The sequence below is a fragment of the Achromobacter insuavis genome (assembly GCF_902859645.1).
GTDB classification, from domain to species: Bacteria; Pseudomonadota; Gammaproteobacteria; order Burkholderiales; family Burkholderiaceae_B; genus Achromobacter; species Achromobacter insuavis.
The window spans coordinates 1-17,405 of sequence record NZ_CADIJR010000105.1 but is presented as its reverse complement, the minus strand read 5'-3'; the positions used below and the strand labels follow the sequence as shown (position 1 = coordinate 17,405).

General features: G+C 69.3%; 18 protein-coding genes. 11 read left to right on the top strand and 7 right to left on the bottom strand.

Annotated features, from left to right (window positions below; all coding sequences use genetic code 11):
• The 4 genes from H0523_RS29160 to H0523_RS29145 form a co-directional block, all read left to right on the top strand.
• A partial coding sequence (locus tag H0523_RS29160; RefSeq protein WP_180180237.1) for a DUF1800 domain-containing protein occupies positions 1 to 1,511 on the top strand: 1,511 nt, incomplete at its 5' end.
• A 20-nt stretch (positions 1,512 to 1,531) separates the two neighbouring features.
• Entirely contained in the window at positions 1,532 to 2,734 is a 1,203-nt protein-coding gene (locus tag H0523_RS29155; RefSeq protein ID WP_054435460.1) for a DUF1501 domain-containing protein, read from the top strand.
• A gap of 130 nt (positions 2,735 to 2,864) precedes the next feature.
• A complete protein-coding gene (locus H0523_RS29150; RefSeq protein ID WP_054435456.1) occupies positions 2,865 to 4,067 on the top strand; it encodes an MFS transporter in 1,203 nt (400 codons plus the stop codon).
• Positions 4,068 to 4,082: 15 nt separating this feature from the next.
• Complete coding sequence (locus tag H0523_RS29145; protein ID WP_054435454.1) at positions 4,083 to 4,577, top strand: glutathione peroxidase; 495 nt, start codon at positions 4,083 to 4,085, stop codon at positions 4,575 to 4,577.
• Positions 4,578 to 4,658: 81 nt separating this feature from the next.
• Here H0523_RS29145 and H0523_RS29140 read toward each other — a convergent pair whose 3' ends face one another.
• Complete coding sequence (locus tag H0523_RS29140; protein WP_054435452.1) at positions 4,659 to 5,126, bottom strand: Lrp/AsnC family transcriptional regulator; 468 nt, start codon at positions 5,124 to 5,126, stop codon at positions 4,659 to 4,661.
• 122 nt (positions 5,127 to 5,248) lie between these two features.
• On the opposite strand from H0523_RS29140, the gene H0523_RS29135 reads away from it, so the two are divergent.
• From H0523_RS29135 to H0523_RS29110, 6 genes are all read left to right on the top strand, one after another.
• Positions 5,249 to 6,148 carry a DMT family transporter gene (locus H0523_RS29135; protein WP_054435450.1) on the top strand — a complete coding sequence of 300 codons (900 nt, stop codon included), beginning with the start codon at positions 5,249 to 5,251 and terminating at the stop codon, positions 6,146 to 6,148.
• A gap of 125 nt (positions 6,149 to 6,273) precedes the next feature.
• A complete protein-coding gene (locus H0523_RS29130) occupies positions 6,274 to 6,972 on the top strand; it encodes a glutathione S-transferase N-terminal domain-containing protein (protein ID WP_054435446.1) in 699 nt (232 codons plus the stop codon).
• An 11-nt stretch (positions 6,973 to 6,983) separates the two neighbouring features.
• Entirely contained in the window at positions 6,984 to 7,448 is a 465-nt protein-coding gene (locus tag H0523_RS29125) for a GNAT family N-acetyltransferase (protein WP_054435444.1), read from the top strand.
• A 41-nt stretch (positions 7,449 to 7,489) separates the two neighbouring features.
• Positions 7,490 to 7,765 carry a lipoate-protein ligase small subunit gene (gene lplB, locus H0523_RS29120; RefSeq protein ID WP_054435443.1) on the top strand — a complete coding sequence of 92 codons (276 nt, stop codon included), beginning with the start codon at positions 7,490 to 7,492 and terminating at the stop codon, positions 7,763 to 7,765.
• A complete protein-coding gene (locus H0523_RS29115; RefSeq protein ID WP_054435441.1) occupies positions 7,762 to 8,538 on the top strand; it encodes a lipoate--protein ligase family protein in 777 nt (258 codons plus the stop codon). Before lplB ends, H0523_RS29115 begins: the two co-directional genes overlap by 4 nt.
• 64 nt (positions 8,539 to 8,602) lie before the next feature.
• Complete coding sequence (locus H0523_RS29110) at positions 8,603 to 9,421, top strand: RsiV family protein (RefSeq protein WP_054435439.1); 819 nt, start codon at positions 8,603 to 8,605, stop codon at positions 9,419 to 9,421.
• A 112-nt stretch (positions 9,422 to 9,533) separates the two neighbouring features.
• Here H0523_RS29110 and H0523_RS29105 read toward each other — a convergent pair whose 3' ends face one another.
• Positions 9,534 to 10,823, bottom strand: a complete 1,290-nt coding sequence (locus tag H0523_RS29105; protein ID WP_054435474.1) for a Glu/Leu/Phe/Val family dehydrogenase — start codon at positions 10,821 to 10,823, stop codon at positions 9,534 to 9,536.
• Positions 10,824 to 11,249: 426 nt separating this feature from the next.
• Between H0523_RS29105 and H0523_RS29100 the strand changes: the two genes are divergently transcribed.
• Complete coding sequence (locus tag H0523_RS29100; protein ID WP_054435436.1) at positions 11,250 to 12,923, top strand: FAD-binding oxidoreductase; 1,674 nt, start codon at positions 11,250 to 11,252, stop codon at positions 12,921 to 12,923.
• A gap of 81 nt (positions 12,924 to 13,004) precedes the next feature.
• Here H0523_RS29100 and hutG read toward each other — a convergent pair whose 3' ends face one another.
• The 5 genes from hutG to H0523_RS29075 form a co-directional block, all read right to left on the bottom strand.
• Entirely contained in the window at positions 13,005 to 13,955 is a 951-nt protein-coding gene (gene hutG / locus H0523_RS29095) for a formimidoylglutamase (protein ID WP_054435434.1), read from the bottom strand.
• Entirely contained in the window at positions 13,952 to 14,734 is a 783-nt protein-coding gene (locus H0523_RS29090; RefSeq protein ID WP_047992730.1) for an amino acid ABC transporter ATP-binding protein, read from the bottom strand. Before H0523_RS29090 ends, hutG begins: the two co-directional genes overlap by 4 nt.
• Entirely contained in the window at positions 14,731 to 15,399 is a 669-nt protein-coding gene (locus H0523_RS29085) for an amino acid ABC transporter permease (protein ID WP_054435432.1), read from the bottom strand. Before H0523_RS29085 ends, H0523_RS29090 begins: the two co-directional genes overlap by 4 nt.
• A complete protein-coding gene (locus tag H0523_RS29080; RefSeq protein WP_054435431.1) occupies positions 15,396 to 16,139 on the bottom strand; it encodes a transporter substrate-binding domain-containing protein in 744 nt (247 codons plus the stop codon). Before H0523_RS29080 ends, H0523_RS29085 begins: the two co-directional genes overlap by 4 nt.
• Positions 16,140 to 16,266: 127 nt before the next feature.
• Positions 16,267 to 17,007: an IclR family transcriptional regulator gene (locus H0523_RS29075; RefSeq protein ID WP_180180236.1), complete on the bottom strand. Its 741-nt coding sequence runs from the start codon at positions 17,005 to 17,007 to the stop codon at positions 16,267 to 16,269.
• Positions 17,008 to 17,405 lie beyond the last annotated feature (398 nt).

The following is a 17,405-nucleotide window of genomic DNA, read 5'->3' as shown; positions in this document are numbered from 1 at the left end:
CCCCCGGCACGGCCCCGCCGCCCGCCGCGCCCAAGCCCGCCGCCACCGGCCACGAAGCCGACGCCCAGGCGCTCGACGCCGCGCTGGTCAACCGCATCACCTGGGGCGCCACCCCGGCCGAGCTGGCGCGCATGCGCGAACTCGGCCCGCAGCGCTATCTGCAGGCGCAGCTGCATCCCGATCCCGGGGCGCGCCTGCCCGCCGCCGTGCAGCAACGCATCGACGCGCTGTCGATCTCGCGCCAGAGCGCCGAGGACGCGCACGCCGAACAGCGCGGCCTGCGCCAGGGCGCCAAGGACGCCGCCCCCGACGCCAGGCAGCAGGCCCAGCGCGACGCCCGCGCCATCTCGCGCCAGCGCGCCGACGACACCGCCAGCCGCGCGCTCTACCGCGCGCTGTACTCGCCCAATCAATTGCAGGAGCAGATGACCTGGTTCTGGATGAACCACTTCAACGTCTATGCGGCCAAGAACGACGTCGGCACCTATATCAACCAGTATGAGGAACGCGCCATCCGCCCGCACGCGCTCGGCAAGTTCCGCGACCTGCTGGCGGCCACGCTGCGTTCGCCGGCGATGCTGGTGTACCTGGACAACACTCAGAACGCCGTGGGCCGCATCAATGAAAACTACGCGCGCGAACTGATGGAGCTGCACACGCTGGGCGTCAAGGGCGGCTACACGCAGGCCGACGTGCAGGAACTGGCGCGGATTCTCACCGGCCTGGGCATCCACAACCAGGAAGGCCCGCCCAAGGTGCGGCCGGCGCTGCGCGGCCAGGTGGTGCTGGACGGCCTGTTCCTGTTCAACCCGGCGCGCCACGACTACGGCGACAAGCAGTTCCTGGGCCACACGATCCGCGGCGCCGGCCTGGCCGAGGTCGACGAGGCGGTCGACCTGCTGGCGCGCCATCCCGCCACCGCGCGCTTCATCAGCGCCAAGCTGGCCGCCTACTTCATGGGCGACGCGCCGCCGGCCTCGGTCATCGACAGGATGGCCCGCACCTTCCAGGCCAGCGACGGCGACATCGCCGCCACGCTGCAGACGCTGTACGGCTCGCCGGAATTCACGCAGTCGCTCAGGACCGGCGTGTTCAAGGACCCCGTGCATTACGTGTACTCGGCCTTGCGGCTGACCTACGCCGACCTGCCTCCCATCGCCAATCCGCGCCCGGCCATGGCCATGCTCAGGCAGCTGGGCCAGCCGCTGAACCAGCGCCTGACGCCCGACGGCTATCCGCAGGCGCAGTCGGACTGGGCCGGCTCGGGCCAGATGACCGCGCGCTTCGAAGTGGCGCGCGCCATCGCCGCCGCGCCGCAGGCCTTCTACCGCGAGGGCGACGACAAGGGGCCTGTGGAATTGCCGCGCCTGCCCGACCTGCTGCGCGAGAACGCCGCCGACGGCCTGTTCGCGCGCCTGTCGCCCGCCACCCGCGACGCCATCGCGCAGGCGAAGAACCCCAAGGACGCCAACACCTATCTGCTGGCCTCGCCCGAATTCATGCGGCGCTGACCCGCCGCGGGAGACACATCATGCATCGCCGCCGCATCCTGCAACTCCTGGCCTCGGCGCCGCTCGTCGCCGGCGCCAGCCGCCTGTACGCCGCGCCGGCCGCCGCCGGCAACAAGCTGCTGGTCGTCTTCATGCGCGGCGCCTACGACGCCGCCAGCCTGCTAGTGCCGGCCGGCAGCGACTTCTATTACGAGTCGCGCCCGAGCATCGCCATCGCCAGGCCCGGCAGCGGTGCCGGCGCCGCCCTGCCCCTGGCCGACGGCTGGGCCCTGCACCCGGCGCTGGCCGAAAGCCTGATGCCCTTCTACCAGAAGCGCCAGCTGGCCTTCGTGCCGTTCGCCGGCACCGACGACACCAGCCGCAGCCACTTCGAGACCCAGAACCGCATCGAACTCGGCCAGGGCGCGGCCCGGGACAGGAACGGCGACTTCCGTTCGGGCTTCCTGAACCGCCTGGCCGCCGCGCTCGACGGCAAGGGCATGCAGGCGGCCGCCTTCACCACCGAGGTGCCGCAGATCTTCCGCGGCGCCGAGCGCGTGCCCAACATCGACCTGGGCGGCGCGGCCCGCAAGTCGCGCCTGTCCGAGGCCGACAACCGCGCCATCGCCGCGATGTACCAGCACACCGACCTGGGCGCCTCGGTCGCCGAGGGCCAGCGCATCATGGGCGCCACGCGCGCCGAACTCGACGCGGAAATGGAGGCCGCCAGCGGCAACGCCGTGTCGGCCGACAGGCTGGAGCAGGAAGCGCGCCGCATCGGCCGCTTCATGCGCGACAGCTACAACCTCGGCTTCGTCGACGTCGGCGGCTGGGACACGCACGTCGGCCAGGGCAACGCCAGCGGCATGCTGGCCAACCGGCTCGGCCAGCTGGGGCGGGCGCTGGCTGGCTACGCCGATGCCATGGGCCCGGCCTGGAAGCAGGCCACGGTGGTCGTCATCAGCGAATTCGGCCGCACCTTCCGCGAGAACGGCAACAAGGGCACCGACCACGGCCACGGCACGGTCTACTGGGTGCTGGGGGGCAATGTGCAGGGCGGCCGCATTGCCGGCCGCCAGGTCCCGGTCAAACGCGAGACCCTGTTCCAGGACCGCGACTACCCGGTGCTCAATGAATACCGCGCGCTGTTCGCCGGCCTGTTCTCGCGCCTGTACGGCCTGCCGCCGGCCCGGCTGGCGCAGGTGTTCCCGGGCACCCCGCCGCTGGACCTGAAACTGGTCTGAATGCAGGCCAAGGGTATACCCGCATCGGCAACAGGGATTTGCGGCGGCGCGCGCGAGCGGCTGCTCTAAAATTCGCGCACCCTTCCCTGTCGCCGGGGCCCCGTGCGCCCGGCCCTCTCCCCGGTTTTACATGCCCCTGCATCTCATCGCGCTGGCCGCCGCCGCTTTCGGCATCGGCACCAGCGAATTCGTCATCATGGGCCTCTTGCCCAACGTTGCCGCCGACCTGGACGTCAGCATCGACATCGCCGGCCTGCTGATCACGGGCTACGCCATGGGCGTGGTGATCGGCGCGCCCATCATGGCCATCATCACCGCGCGCATGCCGCGCAAGGCCACGCTGATCGGCCTGGCCAGCACCTTCGTGCTGGGCAACCTGCTCTGTGCGCTGGCGCCGGGCTACGGCACGCTGATGGCCGCGCGCGTCTTCACCGCCTTCTGCCATGGCGCCTTCTTCGGCATCGGCGCGGTGGTGGCGGCCGACCTGGTGCCGCGCCACCAGCGCTCCAGCGCCATCGCGCTGATGTTCACCGGCCTGACGCTGGCCAACGTGCTGGGCGTGCCGCTGGGCACCGCGCTGGGCCAGGTGGCGGGCTGGCGCTCGACCTTCTGGGTGGTCAGCGGCATCGGGCTGGCCGCGGTGGCGGCGCTGGCGGCGTGGCTGCCCGGCCGCATCCCGATGCAACCCGGCAACATCCTGCGTGAATTCCGCGTGCTGCGCGACGTGCGCGTGCTGTGGCCGCTGGTCGCCAGCGTGCTGGCCTCGGCCGCGCTGTTCTGCGTGCTGACCTATATCGCGCCGATCCTGCGCGACATCACCGGCGTGTCCGAACGCGGCGTGACCGGCGTGCTGCTGCTGTTCGGCGTGGCGCTCACGGTGGGCAGCACGCTCGGCGGCAAGCTGGGCGACCGCAATCTGGAAGTGTCGTTGCGCCGCATCTTCCTGGGCCTGCTGCTGGTGTTCCTGGCGCTGAGCCAGGCCATCCACGCGCTGGCGCCGATGCTGGTGATGACCTTCATCTGGGGCACGCTGGGCTTTGCCGTGGTGCCGCTGCTGCAGACGCTGATCGTCGACCAGGCGGCCGAGGCGCCCAACCTGGCCTCGACCCTGAACCAGGGCGCCTTCAACCTGGGCAACGCCGGCGGCGCCTGGCTCGGCAGCCTGGCGCTGGGCCACGGCCTGCCGCTGACCGACCTGCCATGGATGTCCGCGGCCATCACCGCGGCGGTGTTGCTGCTGACCCTGTGGGGCACGCGCTACTATGGGCGCCACGCCGGGATGACGCAGCCGCCGCAAACCGGCGCGCTGGCCTCGTCCCGTTCCGACGCCTGACCCCAAGGAGCCCGCATGAGCACGATCTACGATTTCTCGGCCCGCGACATCCACGGCGCCGACCAGCCCCTGTCCGCCTACCGCGGCCGGGTGCTGCTGGTGGTGAACGTGGCCTCGAAATGCGGCTTCACGCCGCAGTACTCGGGCCTGGAAGATCTGTACCGCGCGCTGCGCGACGACGGCCTGACGGTGCTGGGCTTTCCCTGCGACCAGTTCGGCCGCCAGGAGCCGGGCAACGAGGCCGAGATCCTCGACTTCTGCACCACGCAGTACGACATCACCTTCCCGCTGTTCGCCAAGATCGACGTCAACGGCGCCGACGCCGACCCGCTGTACCGCTGGCTCAAGGGCGAAAAGCCCGGCGTCTTCGGCACCGAGGGCATCAAGTGGAACTTCACCAAGTTCCTGGTGGGCCGCGACGGCCAGGTGATCAAGCGCTACGCCCCCACCGACACGCCGGCCGGCCTGAAGGACGACATCGTCCGCGCCCTGGCGGCGCCCGCCGCCTGAATCGCCCTGGCCTGGCCGACGCGTCGCGCCAGCCCGTCCCCGGCGCGGCGTCCAGCCGCCGCCTTGCCCAGCCCGCCCCCCTCAGCGCAACGGCGGCAGCCGGCGGCGCACCGTGTGCGCCTTGACGATAGCGGTGTTGGTCTCGGCGAACTCGGTCACGCGCTCCAGGATGCCGTCCAGGTGGGTGATCGAGCGCAGCACCACGCGCGCGATGAAGCAGTCGTCGCCCGTGACCTTGTCGCATTCCACGAATTGCGGGATCTCCTGGATCAGCCCCTCGACCCGCCGCAACTGGCCCGGCAGCGGCCGGATGCGCACGATCGCCTCGAGCGTGTAGCCCAGCGCCACCGGGTCCACGTCCAGGGTATAGGCGCGGATCACGCCCGATTCCTCCAGCCGCCGCAGGCGGTCGGCCACGCTCGGCGCGGACATGCCGACCTGGCGCGCCAGGTCGGCGGTGGTGGTGCGCGCGTTGGCCGTCAGCGCCTCGACCAGGCGGCGGTCGATACCATCCAGGACGGGGTTTTCATTTTTTAGGTCATTCTGCATAAATTCCACCCGAACGAAGGTTGACAGGCCAAACCGGCACAGCAACATCATATAACCGGCCCGATCGGCCTGGGATAATTTCTCCATCGAATCGTGGACCGCGCGGTCCCCTGGAGCCTTCCATGTCCCCCTCATCCGATCGCCTCGGCCTGGCCCAGATGGCCGCCGCCATGACCCTGTCCGGCACCCTGGGCGTGTTCGTCCTGGAATCCGGCCAGAGCGCCTGGAACGTGGTGTTCTTCCGCTGCGTCTTCGGCGCCCTGTCGCTGTTCCTGTACTGCTGGGCCCGCGGCCTGCTCAAGCCCGGCCTGTTCACCGCCCGCACGCTGGCGCTGGCGCTGGCCGCCGGGGCCGCGCTGGTGCTGAACTGGGTGCTGCTGTTCTCGGCCTACCGGCTGGCGTCGATCTCGCTGGCCACCGCCGTCTACAACGTGCAGCCCTTCTTCCTGATCGGCCTGGGCGCGCTGTTCCTGGGCGAGCGGCCCACGCGCGGCAAGCTGGCCTGGTCGGTGATCGCCTTCGCCGGCCTGCTGCTGGTGCTCAAGCTCACCGACCACAGCGGCGGCGACGCCTACCTGTCGGGCCTGCTGCTGGGGCTGGGCGCGGCGGCGCTCTATGGCATCACCGCCGTCATCGTCAAACGCCTGAAGGGCATCCCGCCGCAGGTGCTGGCGCTGGTGCAGGTGACGCTGGGCGCGGTGATGCTGCTGCCGATGGCCGACTTCCAGGCGCTGCCGGCCGCCCCGCTGCAATGGGGCTACCTGGTGGCGCTGGGCCTGGTCCACACCTGCCTGATGTACATCCTGATGTATTCGGCGATCCAGAAGCTGCCCACCACCTCGACCGCCGCCCTCAGCTTCATCTACCCGGCCGTGGCGATCCTGCTGGACCTGGTGGTGTACGGCCACCGCATGGACGCCACCCAGGTGCTGGGCGTGGCCATGATCTTCCTGGCGGCCGCCGGCGTCAGCCTGAACTGGCAGTGGCGTCTGCGCGGCGGCGCCCGGCCCGGCGCGGCCTGAGCCGGGGCGCGGGCCAAACCCGCACCGCGCCCCCGGGTATTCGGCCGCCCGCCCGGGGCGCCGCTATCATGGGCCTTCCGATCCGCCGGCAGTGGCCGGCGGCGCCAAGACGCTAAGGAATCCCCATGATCGATCTCTATTACTGGACCACCCCCAACGGCCACAAGATCACGATCTTCCTGGAAGAAACCGGGCTGCCGTACGAGATCCACCCGGTCAACATCAGCAAGGGCGACCAGTTCAAGCCCGCGTTCCTGGCCATCGCGCCCAACAACCGCATTCCGGCCATCGTCGACCAGCAGCCCGCCGACGGCGGCGCGCCGCTGTCGCTGTTCGAATCCGGCGCCATCCTGCAGTACCTGGCCGAAAAGACCGGCCGCTTCCTGCCCGCCGACCTGCGTGGCCGCGCCGAAGTCTCGCAATGGCTGTTCTGGCAGATGGGCGGCCTGGGCCCCATGGCCGGCCAGAACCACCACTTCTCCGGCTACGCGCCCGAGCGCATCCCCTACGCCATCGAACGCTACGTCAAGGAAACCAACCGCCTCTACGGCGTGCTGAACAAGCGCCTGGCCGACCGCGAATTCGTCGCCGGCGACTACTCCATCGCCGACATGGCGGCCTACCCCTGGATCGTGCCGCACGCCAAGCAGGGCCAGGACCTGAACGACTTCCCGCACCTGAAGCGCTGGTTCGACGCCATCGCCGCGCGTCCGGCCGTGCAGCGCGCCTACGCGCTGGCCGACAAGGTCAACACCGCGCCGTCCGTCAGCGACGACGAATCGCGCCGCATCCTGTTCGGCCAGACCGCCCAGAACGTGCGCTGAGCGAGGCCGCCATGACCGATTCCCCGCTACGGTTCCGCCGCGCGCGCCTGGGCGACCTGCCCGAGATCGTGGCCATGCTGGCCGACGACGAACTGGGCGCCAGGCGCGAAGATCCCTCGATTCCGCTCAACCCCCGCTACACTGCGGCTTTTGCCGCCATCGAGCAGGACCCGAACCAGTTCTTCGCGGTGGTCGAGCGCGACGCGCGCCTGATCGGCTGTTTGCAGTTATCGTTCATACCCGGCCTGTCGCGGCTGGGCCAATGGCGCGGACAGATCGAGAGCGTGCGCATCGCCTCGTCGGCGCGCGGCCAGGGCCTGGGACGCGCCATGTTCGAGTGGGCCATCGAGCAGTGCCGCTCGCAGGGATGCGAGATGGTGCAGCTGACCACCGACCGCGCCCGGCCCGACGCCCGCCGCTTCTACGAAAGCCTGGGTTTCGTGGCCAGCCACGACGGCATGAAACTGAGCCTGTAGCCGCCGCCCGGCGCAGGCCCTGATTATCAAAGGAGCGCCCCATGCACGGCGAATACAAAGTCCCCGGCGGCAAGCTGGTGGTCGCGGACCTGGAAGTCCGCGATGGCCGCCTGGCCGATGTCCGCATCAGCGGCGATTTCTTCCTGGAACCGCCCGAGGCGCTGGAAGCCATCAACCGCGGCCTGAACGGCCTGCCCGCCGACGCCGGCGAACTGGAACTGGCGCTGGCGGTGCAGTCGGCGCTGCCCGCCGATACCGAGATGTTCGGTTTCTCGGCCGAGGCCGTGGCCGTGGTGCTGCGGAGGGCGCTGGCATGACCCGCACCGACTGGAACGACTACGACTGGCAGCTGATCCACGAAGCGCCGCAACGCCCCGCGCTGCACATGGCGCTGGACGCCGTCATCACCGACGAGGTCGGCGCCGGCACGCGCCCGCCCACCCTGCGCATCTGGGAATGGTCGGCGCCCGCGGTCGTGATCGGCCGCTTTCAATCGCTCAAGAACGAAGTCGACCCCGAGGGCGCCCGGCGCCACGGCATCGAGGTCGTGCGCCGCGTCAGCGGCGGCGGCGCGATGTTCATCGAGCCGGGCAACAGCATCACCTATTCGCTGAGCGCGCCGCAGGCGCTGGTGCACGGCATGAGCTTCCAGGAAAGCTACGCGTTCCTGGACGCCTGGGTGCTGCAGGCGCTGCAGGGCCTGGGCATCAAGGCCTGGTACCAGCCGCTCAACGACATCGCCTCGGACATCGGCAAGATCGGCGGCGCCGCCCAGGCCCGCCGCGCCGGCGCGGTGCTGCACCACGTCACCATGTCCTACGACATCGACGCCGATAAAATGGTGGAAGTCTTGCGCATCGGGCGCGAGAAACTGTCGGACAAGGGCACCACCAGCGCCAAGAAGCGCGTCGACCCGCTGCGCACCCAGACCGGACTGGCGCGGGAAGTCATCATCCAGCGCATGGTGGACACCTTCGCCGGCCTGCACCGGCTGACGCCGGGCCAGCTGGGCGCCGCCACGCTGGCGCAGGCCGAGGCCCAGGCCGCCGAGAAGTTCTCCACGCCCGAATGGACCGCGGTGGTTCCCTGATCCGCCGCGGGTAACCGTTGGACGGCCGCGCCCGCGCGCGGCCGGGTTTTCTGGAGGTAGTTCAATGCGTCGTCCCCGCACGCCGCGCGGCCTGTCCGCCGCGGTCCTGGGAGCCGCCCTGCTGGCCTTGGCCGGCTGCGGCAGTTCGCCCCCCGCCAACATCACGCTGGAGTCGCCGACGGCGGCCGCCAGCACGGCCACGCCCGAGAAGATCGGCGACCTGTCCACCGAGCGCATCAAGTGGGCGTCCAACAAGCCCGACTGCAAGGGCGACTGTCCGCGCATCGAGATCGACAGCGTGGCCTTCCCCGGCATCCCCAAGCTGAGCGCGCTGGTCGACCACGTGCTGGCCTACATGACCGGCACCGACGCCAACCGTCGCGGCCCCTACGAGACGCTGTCGGAATACACGCAGTATTTCTGGTCCACCGCGCGCCCGCGCGACGCCACCTACTTCAAGGCCAGCGTCAAGGACACCGTCGGCGACATCGTCTCGATCGAACTGCACACCGAGCAGTTCCTGACCGGCGCCGCGCACGGCATTCCGGCCACCCAGTACCTGAACTGGGAGCGCAGCCGCGGCCGCGTCATGGCGCTGGACGAGGCCCTGATTCCCGGCCGCCGCGCCGAATACGTCGCCGCGCTGCAGCGGGCCCACGCCAAGTGGCTGGCCAGCAACAGCGACGCCAAGCGCGACCCGGCGGCCTACAACAAGATGTGGCCGTTCCAGGAAAGCGACAACTTCGCGCTCACGCGCGACGGCATCGTGGTCAAGTACGACGCCTACTCGATCGCGCCGTATTCGTACGGCGAGCCCGAGCTGAGCATCCCCTACGCGGATCTGCGCGGCATCCTCAAGCCGGAACTGCTGCCGAAGTCCTAGGGCGGCGCCCGCCTTTGCGCCGCCCAAATGGAAACCGCCCCTGTCGGGGCGGTTTTCCTGTCTTCCTCACGCTCCTCCAGGCGCCGGGCCAGGGCCCGGCGCCAGAAGGACTTTACGGGTACAGGCCGCGCACCTGGCGAGCCTGCAGGATGCGCGTGCAAGCCACGATGAAGGCGGCGGTGCGCAGCGTCACCTTGTGCTCCTTGGCCACCAGCGCGATCGAGGCGTAGGCCTCGCGCATGATGCGTTCCAGGCGCTGGTTGATTTCGTCCTCGCTCCAGAAGAAGCTGGAGAAGTCCTGCACCCATTCGAAGTACGACACCGTCACGCCGCCGGCGTTGGCCAGCACGTCCGGCACCACGTACACGCCGTTCTCGGCCAGGATGTCGTCCGCTTCCGGGGTGGTCGGGCCGTTGGCGCCTTCCACCACGATCTTGGCGCGCACCTTGGCGGCGTTGTCGGCGGTGATCTGGCTTTCCAGGGCCGCCGGGATCAGGAATTCGGTTTCGAGCGTCCAGAACTCGTTCTTGTCCAGGGCCTGGCCGCCGGAGAAGCCGCCCACGCCGCCATGCTGCGACACGTGCGACAGCAGCTTGTGGACGTCGAGGCCGGCGGCGTTGTGCACCGTGCCGGTGTGGTCCTGCGCCGCGATGACCTTGGCGCCGGCTTCATGGAACAGGCGGGCGGCGGTGCCACCCACGTTGCCGAAGCCCTGCACCACCACGCGCGCCTTGGACACGTCGATGTTCAGGTCGCGGGCGGCTTCGCAGCCGACCACGAACACGCCGCGGCCGGTGGCCTCGACGCGGCCCAGGCTGCCGCCCAGCGCGATCGGCTTGCCGGTCACGACGCCGGTGGCGGTCGAGCCTTCGTTCATGGAGTACGTGTCCATCATCCAGGCCATGGTCTGGGCGTTGGTGTTCACGTCAGGGGCGGGAATGTCCTTGGACGGGCCGATGATGACGCCGATTTCCGAGGTGTAGCGGCGCGTCATGCGCTCGAGTTCGGATTGCGACAGCTTGCGCGGGTCGACGCGGATGCCGCCCTTGGCGCCGCCGTACGGCAGGTTGACCGCGGCGTTCTTGACCGACATCCAGGCGGCCAGCGCCATCACTTCCGACAGGGTCACGTCCTGGTGAAAACGCACGCCGCCCTTGCCCGGGCCGCGCGAGGTGTTGTGCTGCACGCGGTAGCCTTCGAAGTGGGCCACGCTGCCGTTGTCCAGCTCGATCGGCACGTCGACGATCAGCGAGCGCTTCGGGCGCTTCAGGGTCTCGACCCAGCGCGCCAGCGATCCGAGATACGGGGTGACCCGATCGACTTGTTGCAGGTAATTACCCCAGGGGCCGAGTTCTTCGGCATTCAGATAAGACGGCAAGGCATGGGTGGGAGTTTGAGACATGAACATGCTCTCCTGACAAAGTTGCGCCATTTTATCCATATCCTTTATGCGTCCCCATATTTTAAGAAAAAATATTAATTGGGGACGCAATAAGGAAATGAAGGCCGTGAGCGTTACCGAGCCTGCCGAAACGCTGCGCCTATCCTAGCCCCGCGCGACGGCAGCGTCCAGCCCGCGGGGCGCCCTCCCTGCCCGCTCCCCGCCCCACCGACGCTCGACCGGCGCCACATCACAGCCGCGTGTCAGCCCGGCCCGGGCGCCTGTCGCATTCCGCTTGAAACCGTCATCCACTTGACCCAGAATCAACCGGCCCCGGTTTTAGCGGTACCCGGCACCGGCGGCTTTCCAAAGCTTGTCATCCCGCGTTGCCGGCGGGCGGCGCCCGCTTGCATCCAGCACTTATGAAAATCAACCATAGAGGTGCGCATGTCGGATTTCTCCCTGATTGACAGCAATGACCCGCGTTATGCGACCCTGCAAAAGGGTTTCAACCTGCGCTTCCCCACCACGGGCCAGGGCGCCAACGCCATCTATGTCTGCAAGACCCCGCAGGACGTGCTCGACGCGGCCAACGCCGCGCTGGCCCAGGGCTGCCGCATCACGGTGCGCAGCGGCGGCCACTGCTACGAAGGCTTCGTGGCCAACAAACTGCCGCAGGACCACGGCCAGCCCCTGGCCATCATCGACCTGAGCCTGATGACCGGCCTGCGCTACCGCGAGGCCGGCGACATCCCCTCGCCCTGGAATCCCGCCGCGCGCTACCGCTTCGCGGCCGCGTCCGGCAACCAGAACTGGGACGGCTACCTGGACCTGTACAAGACCGCCAACCGCACCCTGCCCGGCGGCTCGTGCTATTCGGTCGGCTCGGGCGGGCACATCGTCGGCGGCGGCTACGGCCTGCTGTCGCGCCTGCACGGGCTGACGGTGGACTGGCTGTCGGGCGTGGACATCCTGGTGCCGCAAGGCCCGGGCGCGCGCAAGCTGGTCGCCAAGCACGTCAACCTGCACAGCACCGGCGCCGACCGCGACCTGTTCATCGCCTGCCGCGGCGGCGGCGGCGGCAACTACGGCATCATCCTGACCTACTACTACGCCGACCTGCCCGCCGCGCCCCAGGAAGCCTACTGGCTGTCCCTCTCTTACCCCTGGGCCAGCTTCGGCGCCGGCACGGCCGGTCGCGCCAACTTCGCGCGCTTCATGCGCGCCTACTGGCAGTGGTTCGCCGACCACGACGCCGACTGGAACAGCCCCGACCCGGCCAAGGCCAACGGCGGCCTGTTCACGCTGCTGAAGGTGCAGCATCGCTCCACCGGCGACGTGGTGCTGAGCATCCAGTACACCGGCAAGGACGGCAAGGTCGGCGGCGCGCGCGACCAGCCGTTCCTGGACTTCGTCGCCACCATGAACGCGGCGGCCAGCGCCGCGCCCGCCGTCAACCTGTCCACGCATTGGTACGGCCCGTCGCACCGCGTGGTCCATCCCGCGCCGCGGATGCTGGCCCATGCGGTCAACGATGCGCAGAAGATGGACTGGCTGTGGCTGACGCAGAGCATCAACGGCTCGGGCAGCAACCAGCGCGGCAAGTACAAGTCCGCGTATCACAAGGCCAATTTCAGCGACGTCGAGATCATGGCCATGTGGGAATACCTGAACGGCTCGGACGACCCGCGCCTGAACCAGGCGCTGGTGCAGATCGACTCGTATGGCGGCCGCATCAACCGCAACGACGAAACGGCCAACCCGACCAGCGTGTGCCAGCGCTCGTCGCTGCTGAAGTCGCAGTTCCAGGTGTACTGGACCGATCCGGCCCAGGACGCCTTCCACATCAAGTGGATCGCCGACCTGTACGACGAGTACTTCGCGCAGTACGGCGGCAAGCCCAGCAACCAGCCAGGCTCGCCGTTCGAGGGGTGCTACATCAATTACCCCGACACCGACATGAAGTACACCGACGCCAGCCACAGCCACGTCGATCCGCAGTGGCTCGACCTGTACTACGGCAACAAGACCGCCGCGCTGATCGCCACCAAGCGCAGCGTCGATCCCGACAATCTCTTCCACCACGAGATGTCGATCCCGCTGGCCGCGCCGCAGGCGTGAAAAAGCCCGCCGCCATGCGCCGCGCAAGCGGCCATGACGGCGGGCGGGAAGTCCGCGGCGGATCTCGCGCCGCGGACCGTGTCAGGCGGACAGCAGTTGCCAGGCCAGGCGCGCCGCCGCGCGGGCGCCATGGCCGTCGATATCGAAGCGCGGGCTGTACTCGGCCATGTCGGCCAGGCGCAGCTTGCCGCTGGCCTTGACGCGCAGCACGATCTCCTCGATCACCGCCATCGGCACGCCATAGGGCGCCGGCGCCGACACCCCCGGCATCACCGCCGCCGGCAGCACGTCCAGGTCGATGGTCAGGTAGACGTGGCGGGCCCGCGCCAGCAAGGCGTCGACGTTCGCCAGGCGCGCCGCCAGGTGACGCTCCTGCATGTCGCGGTCCTCGACCCACACCGCGCCCACTTCGGCCGCGCGCGCATACAGCGCCGGCGTATTGGCCAGCCGCGACACGCCCAGGCAGGCGTATTGCAGCGCCAGCCCCTGCGCCTCGCAGTAATGCGCGATCTGGTCGAACGGCGTGCCGGAACTGCCCGGCCGGCCGGTGCGCAGATCGAAATGCGCGTCCAGGTTCAGCACCAGCACCGGGCCCTCATCGCCCCGGTCCGCCAGCCAACGCGCCAGGCCCTGGAAGCTGCCCCAGGCGATCTCATGGCCGCCGCCCAGCACCAGCGGGCGGGCGCCCTGGCGCAACAGGTCGGCCACCGCCAGGCCCAGCCGCTCCTGCGCGTCTTCCAATTGGTCGCCTTCGCAGGCCACGTCGCCCGCGTCCAGCAGGCGCGTCAGGCCGTGCGCCGGCAGGCCGGCCATGTACTTGCGGATGCCGGCGGGGCCGGCCGCCGCGCCGATGCGGCCCTGGTTGCGGGCCACGCCCGCATCGCAGGCGAAGCCCAGCAGCACCGGCTCGCCCGCGGCCGGCGTCTGGCCCGCGGCCGGCTCGACGATGTGCGCCAGGCGGCGCGTGTCGCCGCGCTCGGCACTGTCGTCGCGCGCGGTCCACAGGCTCCTGTCGAGTTGCGCCGCCGTCATGCCGCCCCCTGCCCCGTGCTCAGCACGGCCTGCAGGAACTCGCGGGTGCGGGCCTCGCGCGGCTGGCTGAAGATGACCTCGGGCGCGCCCGATTCCAGGATCACGCCGCCGTCCATCACCGCGACCACGTCAGCCACGTCGCGGGCAAAGCCCATCTCGTGGGTCACGACCATCATGGTCATGCCTTCGCGCGCCAGCAGCTTCATGACCTGCAGCACTTCGCCCACCAGCTCCGGGTCCAGCGCCGAGGTCGGTTCGTCGAACAGCATGACCTTGGGCTGCATCGCCAGCGCGCGGGCGATCGCCACGCGCTGCTTCTGGCCGCCCGACAGGCTGGCCGGCATGGCCGACATCTTCTGCGCCAGGCCGACCTTGCGCAGCAGGTCCTCGGCCAGCGCGTTGGCCTCGTCGCGGCCCATGCCGCGCAGCGTGCGCGGACCGACGGTGACGTTGTCCAGCACCGACAGGTGCGGGAACAGGTTGAAGCCCTGGAACACCATGCCGACCTGCATGCGCAGGCGGTTCAGCGCCGCCTCGGGCAACTGCTCGCCTTCGTTCTGCAGCATCTGGCCGCAGATCTCGACGGTGCCGCCCTGGGCCACTTCCAGCCCGTTGCAGCAGCGCAGCAGCGTGCTCTTGCCCGAGCCGCTGGGGCCGATCACCACCACCACCTGCGACGGCAGCACATCGAAGTCGATGCCGCGCAGCACGGCGTGGTCGCCATAGGATTTCTGCAGGCCGCGGATGCGGATCATTTCTTTCGGATTCGCGGCGTTCATTGCACCATCCCCCCCGCGCGCAGGCGTTGCTCGATCCTGCGCAGTATCAACATGGCGGCCGTGGTCAGGACCAGGTAGATCAGCGCCACCACCAGATAGGTTTCCAGCGAGCGGTACGACACGCTGATGATCTTCTGCCCTTCGTGCATCAGGTCATGGATGGTCAACAGCGACACCAGCGCCGAATTCTTGATCAACGCGATGAACTCGTTGCCCAGCGGCGGGATCATGCGCACCACCGCCTGCGGCAGGATGATGATGCGCATGGCCTGGCCCGACGACATGCCCAGCGAACGGGCCGCCTCGGTCTGGCCGCGGTCGACCGACTGGATCGCGCCGCGCACGATTTCCGACACGTAGGCGCCGGAATACATGCCCAGCCCCAGCACGCCGCAGGCGAACGCCGGCAGCGTCACGCCGAACTGCGGCAGGCCGAAGAACCAGATGAACAGCTGCACCAGCAACGGCGTGCCGCGAAAGAACAGCAGGTAGACGCTGCACAGGTTGTAGATGATGCGGCGTTGCGGGTTGAGCCGGCCGACGCCGACCAGCAGGCCGATGACGCAGCCCAGCAGCAAGGCGCCGGCGGTCACCTCGATGGTGACCACCGCGCCGCGCACCAGCGCGTCGAAGTCGGCGAAGACGGGGGCAAAATCCAGGTTCATTTCGCGGGCGCCTCGAACCACTTGTTGACGATGGCCTGGTAGCTGCCATCGGCCTTGATCTTCTGCAGCGCCTCATTCAGGCCGCGCGTCAGCTCCGGCTTGTTCTTGGGCACGGCGATGCCGTAGTCCTCGGTGGTGACCTGGTCGGCCAGCACGGTCAGGTCGGTGGTGCTCTGGGCGAACAGCTTGGCGGCCGGCTTGCCGGTCACGGCGGCATCGGCGCGGCCGATCTGCACCAGGTTGAACATCTCCTGGTTCTTCTCGACCTCGACGCGCTGCACCGACGGGTAGTGTTCCTTCAGGTAGTTGACCGACTTGGTGCCGACCTGCACCGACACCTTGCGGCCGTCCAGGTCCTTCAGCGTCTTGATCGGGCCGTCCTTCTTGGTCAGCACGACCAGGCCGCCGGCGTAGTAAGGATCGGTGAAGTCCACCACCTTGCTGCGCTCGGGCGTGATGTAGATGGCGGACACGGCGATGTCGGCGCGGCCGGCCTGCAGGGCGGGAATCAGGCCCTTGAAGTCGATGTCGATCCATTCGACCTTCTTGCCCATGGCGGCGGCCAGGGCCTCGACCAATTCGATGTCAAAGCCGGTGCGCTTGCCGTCCTTGACGAACTCCATGGGCGGGAAGGTGGCGTCGGTCACGGCGCGGATGGTTTCCTGGGCGTGGGCGGTGCCCATGCTCCAGGCCAGGCCCAGGGTCAGGGCGGCGGTCAGCAGGGTGCGGCGAGTAGTCATGGCGAATCCTGATAGGAAGAAGTGGATACGGATACGGCGATCGGTACGGCGTGGGGTGTGGCGTCTAGAGAGGCGGCGGGAATGTGGGGGACAGCGTGAAATGCATGGAAGGCGGAAACCGGCGGCGTCAGTGCGCCTGCAGCCTGCCCGAGATGCGGCGGGCGGCCGCGACGGTCAGGTCGATGAAGGCCTGCGGCCGCTGGGCGGCGCGGGTGGACGGAGCCATCAGCGTGATGGAGGCCACCGCCTGGTTGGCGCGCTGGAAGATCGGCACGCTCACGCCCCAGACGCCGGCGTCGACTTCGCTGTCGGTCACGGCATAGCCCTGGGCGCGGATGGCCTCGAGTTCGTCGGTCAGGCGCACCGGATCCACGCCCGACTCGCGCGCCAGGATGGCCAGCGCGGCCTGCTGGCGCGGGGCCGGCATGAAGGCCAGCAGCGACTTGGCCGAGGCGCCGCGCGCCAGCGGCAGGCCGCGGCCCTTGGTGAAGGAACAGCGCAGCGGATGCTGGCTCTCGACCATGTCCAGGCACACGGCCTGGTCCTTGACCGCCACCAGCAGGCCGATGGTCTCGCCCGACGCGGCGGCCAATGCCGCCATGTCCGGCTGCGCTTCATGGATCAGGAACGAGGATTGGTCGAAACCCCAGGCCAGTTGCACGCACAGCGGACCGGGGCCGTATTCGCCCTCGTGCTCGGCGACGAAGCCCCAGCGCTTGAGCAGGGCCACCTGGCGGTAGAGCGTGCTCTGCGCCAGGCCGGTCTTCTCGGCCAGCGCGGCGATGCTCAGGGGGCCATCGTGCCGGGCCAGCGTGGCCAACACGTAAAGCACCCGGTCCGCGCCCGGCCCTACCGACTGATCCATCAACAAGCTCTCCTGGTGGTGATGGCGGCGAGATTATCAATTTATGGTGGTATCGGTCGAAATTTTTCCCACTCAATGAGAACTTACAGGGAAAACCCCGAAACACACGATCACAAACCCGTCCGCAAGGCCTGCCAGCGCCACGCCGGGCCGCCGTCCCGAGAGCGCGCCAGAGCTGCGCGGCCCCGGCCCGCCAGCCGGCGACTGCCAATAAAAAACCCGCCGGAAGGCGGGTTTCGGAACCAGCGGGACGCGGCCGGGATCAGGGCGTCGCGGGCTTGTCGTAGTTGTTCAGCCGCACCCCGGACACGCCGCCCACATTGGGCGCGTTGGTGGGCTTGGCGGGCGCGGCCGGCTGGGCCAGCGGCGGCGGCGCGTCCAGCGGCGCCGGCTGCGCGGCG

Coding starts and splice junctions, on each gene's coding strand:
- H0523_RS29140 (WP_054435452.1), bottom strand. CDS start 5,126: ATGCAGAATGACCTAAAAAATGAAAACCCCGTCCTGGATGGTATCGAC.
- H0523_RS29110 (WP_054435439.1), top strand. CDS start 8,603: ATGCGTCGTCCCCGCACGCCGCGCGGCCTGTCCGCCGCGGTCCTGGGA.
- hutG (WP_054435434.1), bottom strand. CDS start 13,955: ATGACGGCGGCGCAACTCGACAGGAGCCTGTGGACCGCGCGCGACGAC.
- lplB (WP_054435443.1), top strand. CDS start 7,490: ATGCACGGCGAATACAAAGTCCCCGGCGGCAAGCTGGTGGTCGCGGAC.
- H0523_RS29080 (WP_054435431.1), bottom strand. CDS start 16,139: ATGACTACTCGCCGCACCCTGCTGACCGCCGCCCTGACCCTGGGCCTG.
- H0523_RS29115 (WP_054435441.1), top strand. CDS start 7,762: ATGACCCGCACCGACTGGAACGACTACGACTGGCAGCTGATCCACGAA.
- H0523_RS29105 (WP_054435474.1), bottom strand. CDS start 10,823: ATGTCTCAAACTCCCACCCATGCCTTGCCGTCTTATCTGAATGCCGAA.
- H0523_RS29125 (WP_054435444.1), top strand. CDS start 6,984: ATGACCGATTCCCCGCTACGGTTCCGCCGCGCGCGCCTGGGCGACCTG.
- H0523_RS29085 (WP_054435432.1), bottom strand. CDS start 15,399: ATGAACCTGGATTTTGCCCCCGTCTTCGCCGACTTCGACGCGCTGGTG.
- H0523_RS29090 (WP_047992730.1), bottom strand. CDS start 14,734: ATGAACGCCGCGAATCCGAAAGAAATGATCCGCATCCGCGGCCTGCAG.
- H0523_RS29135 (WP_054435450.1), top strand. CDS start 5,249: ATGTCCCCCTCATCCGATCGCCTCGGCCTGGCCCAGATGGCCGCCGCC.
- H0523_RS29150 (WP_054435456.1), top strand. CDS start 2,865: ATGCCCCTGCATCTCATCGCGCTGGCCGCCGCCGCTTTCGGCATCGGC.
- H0523_RS29100 (WP_054435436.1), top strand. CDS start 11,250: ATGTCGGATTTCTCCCTGATTGACAGCAATGACCCGCGTTATGCGACC.
- H0523_RS29130 (WP_054435446.1), top strand. CDS start 6,274: ATGATCGATCTCTATTACTGGACCACCCCCAACGGCCACAAGATCACG.
- H0523_RS29145 (WP_054435454.1), top strand. CDS start 4,083: ATGAGCACGATCTACGATTTCTCGGCCCGCGACATCCACGGCGCCGAC.
- H0523_RS29155 (WP_054435460.1), top strand. CDS start 1,532: ATGCATCGCCGCCGCATCCTGCAACTCCTGGCCTCGGCGCCGCTCGTC.